The sequence below is a fragment of the Castellaniella sp. UC4447_H14 genome, assembly GCF_052978285.1.
On sequence record NZ_CM129666.1, the window covers coordinates 2297468 to 2310348 of the forward strand.

At 64.9% G+C, this 12881-nt stretch carries 12 protein-coding genes; 4 read left to right on the forward strand and 8 right to left on the reverse strand.

What is annotated here, in order from left to right; translation table 11 throughout:
* Window positions 1-154: 154 nt before the first annotated feature.
* The 3 genes from ACVCMJ_RS11025 to ACVCMJ_RS11035 form a co-directional block, all read right to left on the reverse strand.
* Window positions 155-1345: an acetylornithine transaminase gene (locus tag ACVCMJ_RS11025; RefSeq protein WP_447081455.1), complete on the reverse strand. Its 1191-nt coding sequence runs from the start codon at window positions 1343-1345 to the stop codon at window positions 155-157.
* Between the two features lie 50 nt (window positions 1346-1395).
* A complete protein-coding gene (locus tag ACVCMJ_RS11030) occupies window positions 1396-2295 on the reverse strand; it encodes an EamA family transporter (protein ID WP_447081456.1) in 900 nt (299 codons plus the stop codon).
* Between the two features lie 86 nt (window positions 2296-2381).
* Window positions 2382-2672, reverse strand: a complete 291-nt coding sequence (locus tag ACVCMJ_RS11035; RefSeq protein WP_447081458.1) for an antibiotic biosynthesis monooxygenase family protein — start codon at window positions 2670-2672, stop codon at window positions 2382-2384.
* Window positions 2673-2857: 185 nt separating this feature from the next.
* Here ACVCMJ_RS11035 and ACVCMJ_RS11040 point away from each other — a divergent pair, with 185 nt between their 5' ends.
* From ACVCMJ_RS11040 to dinB, 3 genes are all read left to right on the forward strand, one after another.
* Window positions 2858-3352: a MarR family winged helix-turn-helix transcriptional regulator gene (locus ACVCMJ_RS11040; RefSeq protein WP_447081459.1), complete on the forward strand. Its 495-nt coding sequence runs from the start codon at window positions 2858-2860 to the stop codon at window positions 3350-3352.
* Between the two features lie 73 nt (window positions 3353-3425).
* Complete coding sequence (locus ACVCMJ_RS11045; protein WP_447081460.1) at window positions 3426-3851, forward strand: organic hydroperoxide resistance protein; 426 nt, start codon at window positions 3426-3428, stop codon at window positions 3849-3851.
* Between the two features lie 41 nt (window positions 3852-3892).
* Entirely contained in the window at window positions 3893-5044 is a 1152-nt protein-coding gene (gene dinB, locus ACVCMJ_RS11050) for a DNA polymerase IV (protein WP_447081461.1), read from the forward strand.
* A 75-nt stretch (window positions 5045-5119) separates the two neighbouring features.
* Here dinB and ACVCMJ_RS11055 read toward each other — a convergent pair whose 3' ends face one another.
* From ACVCMJ_RS11055 to ACVCMJ_RS11065, 3 genes are all read right to left on the reverse strand, one after another.
* Window positions 5120-6004, reverse strand: coding sequence for an MOSC domain-containing protein (locus ACVCMJ_RS11055; protein ID WP_447081462.1), 885 nt, complete (start codon window positions 6002-6004; stop codon window positions 5120-5122).
* A gap of 89 nt (window positions 6005-6093) precedes the next feature.
* A complete protein-coding gene (locus ACVCMJ_RS11060; protein WP_447081463.1) occupies window positions 6094-6888 on the reverse strand; it encodes a class I SAM-dependent methyltransferase in 795 nt (264 codons plus the stop codon).
* 81 nt (window positions 6889-6969) lie between these two features.
* Window positions 6970-8187 (reverse strand): MFS transporter, encoded by a 1218-nt coding sequence (locus ACVCMJ_RS11065; protein ID WP_447081464.1) that lies wholly within the window; start codon window positions 8185-8187, stop codon window positions 6970-6972.
* Between the two features lie 210 nt (window positions 8188-8397).
* Here ACVCMJ_RS11065 and dinD point away from each other — a divergent pair, with 210 nt between their 5' ends.
* Window positions 8398-9036: a DNA damage-inducible protein D gene (gene dinD / locus ACVCMJ_RS11070; protein ID WP_447081465.1), complete on the forward strand. Its 639-nt coding sequence runs from the start codon at window positions 8398-8400 to the stop codon at window positions 9034-9036.
* Between the two features lie 234 nt (window positions 9037-9270).
* Here dinD and mnmE read toward each other — a convergent pair whose 3' ends face one another.
* The gene (mnmE, locus tag ACVCMJ_RS11075) at window positions 9271-10731 is read right to left on the reverse strand and encodes a tRNA uridine-5-carboxymethylaminomethyl(34) synthesis GTPase MnmE (RefSeq protein WP_447081466.1); all 1461 of its coding nucleotides are present in this window, start codon (window positions 10729-10731) and stop codon (window positions 9271-9273) included.
* A gap of 353 nt (window positions 10732-11084) precedes the next feature.
* Window positions 11085-12836 carry a membrane protein insertase YidC gene (gene yidC, locus ACVCMJ_RS11080; RefSeq protein ID WP_447081467.1) on the reverse strand — a complete coding sequence of 584 codons (1752 nt, stop codon included), beginning with the start codon at window positions 12834-12836 and terminating at the stop codon, window positions 11085-11087.
* Between the last annotated feature and the right edge of the window lie 45 nt (window positions 12837-12881).

Consider the following 12881-nt stretch of genomic DNA (forward strand, 5'->3'; position numbering starts at 1 on the left):
CGATAGCCACTGCTATCGCTGCGGTTTGCGCCTTGTCTGGCAAGCCCATGCATCCGAATATAAGTGCACAAACTAACCAAACGGGACACTAGGTCCGGCGGCCTTTTTGTGGCCTGGCGCGTGGCGGCCCCGCCGCATGGCGCCCGAGGCGGCATCAGCCGCGCACTTTGGCCACCAGATCGTCCAGCCACAGCAACATCGTGTCGATTTCATCCGCGCTGACATTCAGCGCCGGCATGAAGCGCAGAAGGTTGCCGCGAGGGGCATTCAAGAGCAGCCCCTGCGGGGCGCGCTCGCGGGCCGCCAGGACCAGTGCAGGCCCGTCGTCCCGGTCCATGATCAGCGCACGCAGCAGGCCCGCGCCGCGTTCGCCCTTCATGCCCCACTTCGTGGACAACCGGTTCAGTCCGTCGGAAAGCTGCTTCGCGCGGGCGTTCACACTTTCCATGAACCCCGGAGCCGTCAGCGTATCGAAGATCGCCACGCCAACGGCCGTCATGAGCGGATTGCCGTTGTAGGTGCCGCCCTGGTCGCCGTGCTCGAAGCAGCTCACCGCCTCGCGCGCGCACAGTGCCGACAGCGGCACCCCGCCGCCAATGCCTTTGCCCAGCGTCATGATGTCGGGCTCGATATCCGAATGCTGGTAAGCAAAGAGACGCCCCGTGCGACCCATGCCCGTCTGCACTTCGTCCACGATGAGCAACAGGCCGTGTTCGCGGGTCAGCGCGCGCAGACCCTGCATGAATTCGCGCGTCGCCGGAATGACGCCACCCTCGCCCTGTACGGGCTCGAGCATGACCGCCACCGTCTGATCGTCAATCAGGGCCCGCACCGAGTCCAGATCGTCCAGATTCGCCTTCGGGAAACCCTCGACCTGCGGCGCGAATTTCTTGTCCCAGCCTGCTTTGCCGGATGCCGACATGGTGGCCAGGGTGCGCCCGTGGAAGCTGTGATCGAAGGTGATGATCTTGTAGGCGCCGTTGCGGTGCAACTGGCCCCATTTGCGCGCGAGCTTGATGGCGCCTTCGTTGGCCTCGGCACCGCTGTTGGCGAAGAAAACGCGATCGAAGCAGGACGCGCCGACGATCCGCCGGGCCAGATCCATGGAGGGCTGGTTGTAGAAGGCGGGCGAGGGATTGATCAGCGTATTGGCCTGTCGCGTCAAGGCCTCGACCATTGCGGGAGCGTTGTGGCCCAGGCAGTTCACCGCCCAGCCCTGCATGAAATCCAGGTACCGCTTGCCGGCCTGGTCTTCCAGCCAGGAGCCCTGGCCGCGCACGAAGATCAGTTCAGGCCGCGAAGTGATTTCCATCAGGGCATCGAGCCCCGCACGATCAATAGCCATGGGTCAGTTTCCACTCCAGGAAGCACGGCGCACATGCGCCGACAAAGCGTTCATTTTAGGACGGTTGAAGCGCGCCCCGCAGCCCCGGCGAGCCAACGGCCGCCAAACAGGTTGACGACAAGTCCGATCAACACCACAAAGCCGCCCGCCCACTGCCAGAAACCCAGGCGCTCCCCGAGAAACCAGTCGGCGCACAGCAGGCCTACGACCGGAATCAGCAGACTCAGGGGCGCCACCTTGGCCACCGGATGCTTGGCGAGCAGCCGCCCCCACAATACATAGCCCACCAGCGTCGCAATCCCCGACAGATACACGACCACGCCGACAAGCCGCCACCCCGCATTCGCGAGGGCGTCGACGATCCGGTCAGTGCCCTCGAAGCCTGCTGACAGCAGCAGGAATGGAAGCGGCGGCAGAAGCGCCCCCCACACGACCAGCGACAGCATGCTGACGGAACCGGCACACTTCAGCGTGACGTTGCCCGCCGCCCAGCTCAGGGCCGCCACGAGCGTCAAGACGAAGCCGACGAGCGGGACGGTCGTTGCGCCAGCCCCCGTGTCCAGCAGCACCAGCCCCGCGACGGCAAGTCCCATTCCGAGGATATGGTGCGGCCGGACACCCTCATGCAAGACCACTGCGGCGATCACCACGGTGAAAAAGGCCTGCGCCTGCAGCACCAGCGAAGCCAGGCCGGCCGGCATGCCCAGGTAAATCGCGAGGAACAGGAATACGAATTGCCCGAAACAGATGGTCGCACCGTAGCCGACCACATATTTCCAGTGCACCCGGGGGCGCGGGACAAAAAACACGGCTGGAAAGGCGACGAAGAAAAACCGCAACGCGCCCAGCAGCATCGGTGGGACCGTATCCACGCCCACCTTGATGACGACGAAATTGGCGCCCCAGACCACGATGACGATCAGGGCGGCGACGATGTCCTTGAAGGGCATGGAAACTCCGGATGAAGCCCGCGTCGCGCGACGCGGGCCGCCTCATGATGCCGCGGTTGTGCGGGCTCTGTAGAACCCGGCTGCAATCAGATGACGGCGTTGGCGTGCACGACGTCGGGCGCCTGGGCAAAGAACCCGCCCACCAGCCCGCGCCATTCCTGATAGTCAGGCGACTTGCGGAAGCCTTCGAGGTGATCCTCCAGCTTGTCCCAATGGATGATGAGCAGATAGTCCTCGGGCTTCTCGATGACGTGATGCAGCTCCACCTGGTGACATCCCTTCGACCGCTTGAAGATCGCCAAGGCCTGCTGGACGGCGGCTTCAAAGCCGGCCTGCGTGCCGGGTTTCACGACGATGTGGCAGAGTTCGCGAATCATGGGGGCTCCTGTGCGTGGACAAATTGGCATTATGCCGCTTATGGCGCCCGGCATGCCTTGACGAACGAACCGCTTCACACGCTCGCCTCCATTCGGACGGTGCGCGGTGCCGAAATGGGCGGTGCATGGGCCTGGAATCCCTTATATCGCTTGCTATTGAATAGCACGCTATATAAAATGAATCCATGTCGACGAACACCGGTCCTTCAACCCTTCGCGATCCCAGCCTCGCGCTGGATGCGCAACTCTGCTTTGCGCTGTATTCCGCGCAGCTGGCCATGGGGAAGATCTACCGGCGCCATCTGGCGGACCTGGGGCTGACCTACCCCCAATACCTGGTGATGCTCGTCCTGTGGGAGCATGATGGGCTGAGCGTTACCGAGCTGGGCGACCGCCTCTATCTGGATTCGGCCACGTTGACCCCCCTGCTCAAACGTCTTCAGGCACTCGGGTTGCTCCGGCGCGATCGTACGGCGCGGGACCAGCGCCGGGTCGTATTGACCCTGACCCAGTCCGGCCAGGCCCTGAAGGCCCGCGCGCAGGGCGTGCCGCAGAGCGTGCTGTGCGCGACGGGTTGCCCCCCCGCGCAGGCGCAAGCGCTGAAGGCCGAGCTCGAAGAGCTGCGCGCACAGCTGCAACGCGCGCAAACCCAACCCGAAACCACAGCGGCGCAGGACTGAACGCGCCGCTTCCGGGATGCCGCCGTCTGTGGTGCCGGCGCCATCCACCGATTCGCACCACGAGGAGTCCGCAATGACTTTGGAAAAAGTTCTCTACACCGCCCACGCTACCGCCACAGGCGGGCGCGATGGCAGCGCCAAATCGTCTGACGGCCGCGTGTCGGTCAGCCTGTCCGTCCCCAAGGAAATGGGCGGTGACGGCGGCCCGGGTACCAATCCCGAGCAACTGTTCGCCTGCGGCTACTCGGCGTGCTTCCTGGGCGCCCTGAAGCTGGTGGCCGGCAAGGAAAGCGTGAAACTGCCCGACAGCACCAAGATCGACGGCTCGGTCAGCTTTGGCCCCATTTCCAAGGGCTTCAACATCGCCGTGGAACTGAAGATCTCCGCTCCCGGCGTGGACCACGCGAAGCTGCAGGACCTGGTGAACAAGGCTCACGTCGTGTGCCCGTACTCCAACGCCACGCGCAACAACGTCGACGTCAAACTGACGGTTCTGTAAGACTCGTGGCGGGCGGCGCCTTGCAGTAGCATGGCGTCATCATGACGGTCTCGATCCCGCCACCCCTCCGCGAACGCCGCATCGCGCATCTGGACATGGATGCGTTTTTCGCATCGGTGGAACTGCTGCGCTACCCCGACCTGCGGGGTCGGCCTGTCGTCATTGGCGGATGGGCGCCGCCGCCCGAAAACGGCCAGTACGCACGGCTGCGCGACTACGTGGGCCGCGGCGTCATCACCACGGCCACCTACGAGGCGCGCGCGCTGGGCGTGCATTCGGCCATGGGCATGATGAAGGCCGCGCGCCTGGCGCCTGACGCCATTGTCCTGCCGGTGGACTTCCAGGCCTATCGCCACTACTCACGCCTTTTCAAGACCGCCGTGGCGGCGGTCGCACCGCACATCGAAGATCGCGGCATCGATGAAATCTATCTGGACCTGACGGGCCTGGACGAGGAGTCGGCCACGCTGGGACGCGCGCTCAAACAGGCCGTGTTCGGCGCGACCGGGCTGGTCTGCTCGGTAGGCATCTCGCCCAACAAGCTGCTGTCCAAGATCGCTTCGGACCTGGACAAGCCCGACGGCCTGACCATCATCGGGCCGGGCGACCTGGAACGCCGGATCTGGCCGCTGCCCGCCTCCAAGGTGAACGGCATCGGGCCCAAGGCGACGCGCAAGCTTCAGGCGCTGGGCATCATCACCATCGCGGAACTGGCGGCCGCCGCGCCAGACCTGCTGCAACAGCATTTCGGACTGGGCACGGCGCAATGGCTGCTGGACGTGGCGCATGGCCGCGACGACCGCCCCGTCGTGACCGAGTCCGAGCCCAAGACCATCAGCCGCGAGACCACCTTCGAACGAGACCTGCATGCACGGCATGACCGCGCCGTGCTGTCGCAAATTTTCCTGGAACTGTGCGAGCACCTGTCGCAGGACCTCGTGCGCAAGGGCGTGCGCGGCGCCACGGTGGGCATCAAGCTGCGCTTCGACGACTTCCACATCGTCACGCGGGATCTGACACTGGACGCGCCGGTGGCGGATGCGGAAGCCATCCACCGGGCGGCCGGTCAATGCCTGAAGCGGGTGACGCTGGACCGGCGCCTGCGCCTGCTGGGCGTGCGCGTCAGCAAGCTGGAGCCCATCGAAGACCCACAGGACGCGCTCCACCGGCCCGTCCAGCTTGAGCTTTACTGATAGTCCCCGCGCGGGCCCGGACGATTGCGCGATCGACCGGGGCTCGCCGGAGCCGCTCGCACGGCCAGGTGGCGCTCAGACGGTCTCGCCAAAATCGTATTCGGGCTCGATGGGATCACCCACTGCCAGCCAGGCGGTTTTCTGGGGCAGCGACACGATGGCGTTCACCCCGAACAGCACGCCTTGGGGGAATTGCCGATGCTGCGCCAGCGTGCGGCCGGGCTCCGGCGCGGTCCTGCCGGTGTGCGGGTCGACATTCGGGATGGGGCAGCGGGCGCACGGCTTGACGAAGGCAAACCCCAGCCCACCCGTCCGAAACCCGGCCAGATGGTCCTCGTCGTAGGGCTCCAGACCCTCCAGCACAATGTTGGGACGGAAGCGGATCACGTCCACCGGCGCGAAATCCTGTGCCGCCAGTTGTCCGTTCAACTCCCGCAGCGAGTTCAGGTTGACGACCAGGAAGGGAAAGCCGTCGGCAAAGCCAAACTCGTGCCGGCCAGGCGGCGAGAATGCCAGCGGCCAATCCGGATGCTGTGCCAGCCAGTGCGTCACATGCTTCGGACTGGCGGGGCGATGAGCCTGCGGATGGACATGCAGCAGCCGGCACGGCAGCCCCAGAAAGGCGCTCAGCCAGCGCGCCGCCTCATCGCCCTGATCGGCGCCCAGCGTCTCCGTGCCGAAGATGGCCACCGGCACAGCCGGCGCATCCGCCGCCGGCAGCGGAACGAAGCAGTCCGATTGACCCGGCGCCCGCAACCACAGGCCGTCCGCCACGGGTTCGGGACGAACCAGCACCATGCGCGGGTACTGGCGCTGCGTCATGAAGACGCCCTGGGCATCCACGATGACCCAGTGCCGGTCATACTCCAGGCCGGCCTCCGTGACGGCGATCTTCGAATGCGCGATCCCCGCGCAGGACTTTACCGGATAGCTGTACAGACTGTGAATGGAGAGAGGCATGCTTGCTCGAATGAACGGTGACCAGGGTATCCGGCGGTGCGGACAGCGTCACGGCGCCCCGAAGCGGGAGGCGAAAGTCCGGTTTTTTATCATGACCGTGGCCGGCCCGCCAACACCGTCAGCGGCCAAATGATGCGGCGGGGGACATCCGCGTCGCCCCACACCCGACTCAACTGCTCGCCAAACGGCACCACTGGATCCTGGCCACGATCGCGGACGTAGCGAGCAGTCGCCGACCAGCTCCGGAAATAGGCCAACAGCTCCGGCAACGTCCAGTCCAGCGCCATCCGGAACAGGGGCGCGTCAATGCGGGTGAACGGAAACGGAATCGAGCGATAACCGTCTTCCACATGGCGGCGTTCCGGCGGCCAGTAGGGCCCCACCGTCTCGTGGTAATACGTCTGGATCAGGCCATTCACCGGCTCGTCTTCCACCGACAGGGTGCCATAGGTCCAGGCTGCGAAAGCTCCCCCGGGTGCCAGCACACGCGCGACTTCGGCAAAAAACCGCGCATGGTCGAACCAGTGCAGCGCCTGGGCGACCGCCACCAGATCCACGGTTCCGCTCCCGAGCCCGCTGGCCTCGGCCGGCGCCACACGATAGGTGACCGCGGGGTGGGCCGCCGCCTGTGCGATCTGGGCCGCACTCAGGTCCGTGGCCGCGATACGATCAAAATGGCGCGCCAGCGCGATCGAGGCCTGGCCGCTGCCGGCCCCGCAATCCCAGGCCAGCGCGTGCCCGGAACTCAAGGTGGCGAGCCACTCGAACAGCTCGGGCGGGTAATGCGGGCGCGCCTGCGCGTACGCGCGGGCGACCGAGGAGAAGTGATCGGGGGGATTCATGGATTTCGCCTTGTCCGCCGCCTTGTCCGTCGAGTCTGTCATCACGTCGCTCCACCAAACCAATCAGAGAACCTGCACACAGCCACCGGCTCGGCCACGCTCGAAACGCCCGGACCGCTGACGCTAACGCACCGCCGGCACCGTCCTGGGCATGAACCGCCAGGCCACCCACCAGCCGATCGCCTGCGTGGCGATCAAGGTGGCAACCGTTGCCGGCCAGGCTCCCAGCGTGTAGGCAATCCCGCCCACCCACGCGCCGGAAAACCCGCCGCAATAGTAGGCCGCGTAATACAGGCCGCTCGCCAATGAGCGCCCGCTGGTGATGCGATAAGCGATGAAACTCATGGTGGCCGACTGCGTGATGAACACCCCGCAGGCCGCAACCGCCAACGCCACCACGATGCCCCAGGCCGGCTGCACCAGCGTCAGCAGGACGCCGAAGGCGGAGGTCCCCACCGCCACCAGCACCGTGCGGCGCACCCCGAATCGCGGAATCAGGCGCCCCGCCATGGGCGTGATTGCCACCCCCAGCAGGTACACGACAAAGATATTGGCCAGTGCCCCGGAACTGAAATGATAGGGAGCCGCCGCGAGGTGCAGGTTGACGAACGTGAACAGGCCCACCAGGGCAAACAGCACGGTGAACCCCAGCGCGCAGGCCGCCTGCAACGAGGGATTGCGCAGCAGCTGGCCCAGCGTGCTCAAGCTGCTGGCGATGCCGCGCTTGGCCACGAAATGGCGCGACGCGGGCAAGCCGCGCCACACCACCACCGCCCCCGCCAGGTTCAGCGCGGCCATCACCCCGAAAGCGGCCCGCCAGGCCATGAATTCGGTCAGATGCCCCATCAGGAAGCGCCCCAGGAACCCGCCCAGCACGGACCCGGCCACGTAAATGGTCATGACGCGCACCATGGGCGCGCCCCGGAATTCCTCGCCGATGTAGGCGATGATGACGACCGAGACTCCCGGCACCGCCAGCCCCTGCAGGAACCGCAGGATGAGCAGTCCGTGCACCGTCTGCACCTGGGTGATCAAAGCCGTGGGAATCGCCAATGCGAACACCGATCCCACGATCAGCCACTTGCGCCCCACCACGTCGGACAACATGCCGACAAAAGGCGATATCAATGCGACCGCGAGCACCGTCATCCCCACCGAGTTACCCACCTGCACCACCGAAGCATGCAGATCGCGCTGCAATTCGGGCAGGATGGACTGTACGGAATAGACCTGGATGAACGCAAAGACACCGACCAGGGCCACGGTCAGCACCAGCAACAGAGTGGGTCGTACGTAATCGTCGGGTGAAGAAACCGGAGTCGGCGTGGGGAGTGTCGTCATTGGCCCGCTTTGGCGCTGCATCTGCAACGGTTGAGTGTAGCGCGCGGCCGGAGGGTGGATGTCAGAGCGTTCCGGGGACAATTTGGCGATCGCTTGTTAAACCGGATCCTTTCCGATTTAATGCGACTCTATGCCACCTGATCTCAGGTCACCAGAGCGTGCCATGGCCTAGAGTGTCTGGCGCAGGCTTTCCTCACAAGGATACGGGACATGACCGGCAAGAAGATCGAAAAACAACACGACACTACCTTCGAAGGTATTCGCCATCTTGACGAAGGAGACAACGAATACTGGTTGGCACGCGACCTTGCCCCTGTACTCGACTATCCGCAATGGCGCAACTTCCTGCCTGTCCTGGAAAAAGCGCAGGAGGCCTGCCGCATGAGTGGACAGTCCGTAGCCAACCATTTTGCGGACTCGCGCAAAATGGTCGAGATCGGCTCCGGTGCCCGCCGTGAGGTCGACGACCTACGCCTGTCACGCTATGCCTGTTACCTGATCGTGCAAAACGGCGACCCTTCCAAGGCCGTCATCGCCAACGGGCAGACCTACTTCGCCATCCAGACTCGTCGTCAGGAACTGTCCGACGATGTGAAATTCGCACAATTGTCCGAGGATGACAAGCGCCTCGCTATCCGCAACGAGCTGGCACTGCACAACAAGCACCTTGCCGCTGTCGCGAAGGATGCCGGCGTGGACAGCCCGCTGGGCAAGCCAACCAGACTCACTTCGACGTGGGCCGCAAGGTACGCCAAACCATCAAGGAACTGGGAGGCACCATGCCGGAAAGCCTGCCCGTGCCGGACAACAGCATCCAGCAGATCGAATCAGCGAAGAAGAAGCTGTTGAAGAGGAAAACGGATCAGTAATGCCGCAGCCGGAGGAAGGCAGTCGTAAACCAATGGTTGACAACTACCTCTGACGACAAAAACTACCGAGTGACCTACTACAAGCGGCCATTCTGGAGATCGACTAGCGATACGCTCGCCGCGCGGCACACAATTCCGTCACTGGACCGCGGAGTGCCCGAAGAACACGCTATCCGTGCAACAGCGACATCCGTGGATATCCGCGCACCTCACATCACTTCCCGATACAAAAACTCGAGAAAATCTCGCCCAGCAGATCATCGCTGGTGAATTGGCCGGTGATCTCGCACAGCGCCTCGTGGGCCAGGCGCAACTCCTCGGCGAACAGGTCCAGGGTCTGGTCGCCATGGGCGGCGTGCCCCGCCGCGAGCTCGAGGTGGCTGCGGGCTTCTTCCAATGCGCGGACATGGCGTTCTCGTGCCAGCCACGGGGATTCCGCCCCCGGCGTCCAGCCGGCGATCTCCAGCAGGCGGGCGCGCAGCGCGTCCAGCCCCTCGCCCGTGTGGGCGGATATCAGAACGGGAGATGCCTCCTGTTCCGACCCCCCCTGTCGCAACTTGGCGGAGCCGTCCACAGCCTGCGCCGCCGACCCGGTATCGGATGCCGCGATCGGGTCGCCGAGGGCGGCGACTGATCCCCGTTCTCCCGGCGCCAGCAGATCCACCTTGTTCCAGACCCTCAGCACCGGGACACCCGCGGGCAGCCGCCGCACGATGTCCGCGTCCAGCGGATCATCGGGCTGGCGGGCATCCTGCAGATGAATGATGACCTGGGCGCGCCCGATCTCGGTCCAGCTTCGCTCGATGCCGATGCGCTCGACTGCGTCGTCCGTCTCGCGCAGGCCAGCGGTATCGACGATGTGCAGCGGAACGCCCTCGATCTGGATCTGCTGCACCACGCGATCGCGGGTGGTGCCGGCGATCGGCGTGACGATGGCAACGTCATCGCCCGCCAGCGCGTTCAGCAGACTGGATTTGCCGACGTTGGGCTGGCCCGCCAACACCACATGCAGGCCGTCGCGCAGCACCATGCCCTGGCGCGCCGTGCGCAGCACGCCCTCCAGGCTGTCCATCACAGCCCGCAGGCGCTCCGCGGCCTGGTATTTTTCCAGGAAGTCGATTTCCTCTTCCGGGAAGTCCAGCGTGGCTTCGACCAGCATCCGCAGCTTCACGATGCGCTCGCTCAGCCCATCGATCTCGGTCGAGAACGCGCCGGACAGCGACGCCATCGCGCTGCGCGCCGCCGCCGAGGAACTGGCCTCGATCAGATCGGCCACCGCCTCGGCCTGCGCCAGATCCAGGCGCCCATTCAGAAATGCCCGCTGCGTGAATTCGCCCGGCTGGGCAAGGCGCAATCCGATGTCGGCGCCACGCGCCAGGCAGTCCTCCAGCACCCGCCGCAGGACCGCCGGGCCGCCATGCCCCTGCAGCTCCAGCACGTCCTCGCCGGTGTAAGAATGCGGCCCCGGAAAAAACAGCGCCAGCCCCTCGTCCAGCACCTCGCCGGCCACCGAACGAAACGGCAGAAAATGGGCATGGCGCGCCTGCATCGGCTGACCACACCACGCCTGTGCCCATGCGCGCAGATCGGGACCGGAAATGCGGATCACCCCAATTCCACCCCGCCCCGGCGCCGTGGCAATCGCAATGATGGGATCCGAGTCACTTACCGGCATCAGTTTCGCTCAAAAGATACCAATCAATAGCGCCGCTCCCGCCTTGTCGGCCCGGAACCGGCAGCCAACATTGCGGAAAAGCCACGCCGCGCCAGCCCCCTCACACGACCCGAGAAATCCGGGCCCGGGCGTGTGGACCTGCATCCGGCACGGTCGCGGCCAGCGCCGGAGGCTGACGAAGGGAGAGCGGGGAATTCGTCGCCAGCCGACCGGCGCAAAGCGCCGGTTTCTGGCGGCGCCCGCTCGGACGAGGCAGATCCAGGCAGTCCGGCCGTCCGGCCGGGCCGCTGGCCGGTGCCCGACGCAGGCCCACACGCCCGGGCCGCGCCAGCGGGCAGCCCGAAGAACCACACTCAGCTAGACGCCGAAGCCGCCTTCTCGTGATCCAGCCGCTTCATGATGACCCGCTGCTGGATGATGGAAATCGTGTTGTTCACGCACCAGTACAGCACCAGGCCCGCCGGGAACAGGAACATCATCCCGCCGAACACCAGCGGCATGATCATCATGATCTTCGCCTGGGTAGGATCCGGCGGCGTCGGGTTGAGCTTGATCTGCAGGAACATCGTCAGCATCATGAACGCCGGCAGGATGAACCACGGGTCGCTCACCGATAGGTCGTGAATCCAGAAGGCCCACGGCGCGCCGCGCATTTCCACGCTGCCCAGCAGCACCCAGTACAGCGCAATGAACACCGGGACCTGCACCACCATGGGCAGGCAGCCGCCCAACGGGTTGATCTTCTCGGTCCGGTACATCTCCATCATGGCGGCGTTCATCTTCGCCTTGTCGTCGCCGAACTTCTCCTTCAGGTGCTTCATGCGCGGCGCGACCAGCTTCATCTTCGCCATCGAGCGGTAGCTGGCGGCCGACAGCGGGTAGAACACCAGCTTGATGAGCAGCGTGAGCAGCACAATCGTCCAGCCCCAGTTCCCGACCAGCCCGTGCAGCCAGATCATGAACTTGAACATGGGCTTGGCGATGATCGTCACCCAGCCATAATCGACCACCAGCTCCAGGCCCGGCGCCACCGCGCTCATGGCCTGCTGGTCCTGCGGCCCGACCCAGAGCTGAGCATCGACGGTCTTGTGCTCACCCGGGGCAATGGTGCCCACCGACTCGATGGTGCGGATCGCAAACAGGTCGCCCGGCAATGCCAGCGCCTGGTTAGTGCGCACCACGCCCTGCTTGGGCACCCAGGCCGACGCGAAGTAGTGCTGCACCATCCCGATCCAGCCATTGTCCGCCTGCTGGACGTAGCTGGCCTTGCCCTTGGTGATGTCCTCGAACTTGATCTTCTGGAACTTGTCTTCCTGCGAATAGACGGCCGGCCCGGTGAACGTGGTGTAGTACCCCGTGGTGTTGGGCGGTTCGTGGCTGTCGCGCGTCAGTTGCAGGTACAGCGACGGATCAATGGGCTGGCTGCCGAGGTTGTAGATATCGTTGCGCACATGGATGTCATAACCATCCTTGCTCAGGATGAAGGTCTTGACCACCCGCACCTGGTCCGACGTCGCCTCGAACGAAATCTCGGTCGTGTCGCCCTTGACGACCGGGCCCGACCCCACCAGCGTGAACGGCGTCAGGTGCGTCGGATAACTGCTGCCCTGCGGCGCTCCCACCAGGCCCGTCTGGGCCACATACATGTCGCCCGGCTGGTTGTTGAGCAGATACATCGGGCCGCCCGCGTCCTTGGGCGGCTTGTGTCCCATCAGACCCTTGAACCAGGGAAGAATCCCGGTCGTGGCCTCCTGATTCTTGTAAGCCAGCAGGTCCGCGCGCACCAGTTGCGCGCCCATGGTGTCGAAAGTCAGGTCGTACACACCCGTCTTCACATGCACCTGTTCGCCCTGGGGCACCGCTTCGGGCGTTGGCACCTTGGCCTGCGACGCCGGCGCGTTCGGGGCGGCGGACGAAGGAATCCCCTCGCCGGCCGCGGCGTGTGGCGCGGTCGCCGGTTTGGCCGCATCGGGCTTGGCCGTCTGGGTCGCGGGCGGGGTCAGGGAAAACAGCGAAGGCTGACCCCGATACACCTGCCAGTTGTTCCACAACAGCAAGAGCGAAAACGAGAAGATCATCCAGAGGATGGTGCGTCGAATGTCCATGGCGCCTGAATTTCGTAGAGGTCGGAGCAAAAAGCTCACTAGTTT

Coding starts and splice junctions, on each gene's coding strand:
- ACVCMJ_RS11025 (WP_447081455.1), bottom strand. CDS start 1,345: ATGGCTATTGATCGTGCGGGGCTCGATGCCCTGATGGAAATCACTTCG.
- ACVCMJ_RS11030 (WP_447081456.1), bottom strand. CDS start 2,295: ATGCCCTTCAAGGACATCGTCGCCGCCCTGATCGTCATCGTGGTCTGG.
- ACVCMJ_RS11035 (WP_447081458.1), bottom strand. CDS start 2,672: ATGATTCGCGAACTCTGCCACATCGTCGTGAAACCCGGCACGCAGGCC.
- ACVCMJ_RS11040 (WP_447081459.1), top strand. CDS start 2,858: ATGTCGACGAACACCGGTCCTTCAACCCTTCGCGATCCCAGCCTCGCG.
- ACVCMJ_RS11045 (WP_447081460.1), top strand. CDS start 3,426: ATGACTTTGGAAAAAGTTCTCTACACCGCCCACGCTACCGCCACAGGC.
- dinB (WP_447081461.1), top strand. CDS start 3,893: ATGACGGTCTCGATCCCGCCACCCCTCCGCGAACGCCGCATCGCGCAT.
- ACVCMJ_RS11055 (WP_447081462.1), bottom strand. CDS start 6,004: ATGCCTCTCTCCATTCACAGTCTGTACAGCTATCCGGTAAAGTCCTGC.
- ACVCMJ_RS11060 (WP_447081463.1), bottom strand. CDS start 6,888: ATGACAGACTCGACGGACAAGGCGGCGGACAAGGCGAAATCCATGAAT.
- ACVCMJ_RS11065 (WP_447081464.1), bottom strand. CDS start 8,187: ATGACGACACTCCCCACGCCGACTCCGGTTTCTTCACCCGACGATTAC.
- dinD (WP_447081465.1), top strand. CDS start 8,398: ATGACCGGCAAGAAGATCGAAAAACAACACGACACTACCTTCGAAGGT.
- mnmE (WP_447081466.1), bottom strand. CDS start 10,731: ATGCCGGTAAGTGACTCGGATCCCATCATTGCGATTGCCACGGCGCCG.
- yidC (WP_447081467.1), bottom strand. CDS start 12,836: ATGGACATTCGACGCACCATCCTCTGGATGATCTTCTCGTTTTCGCTC.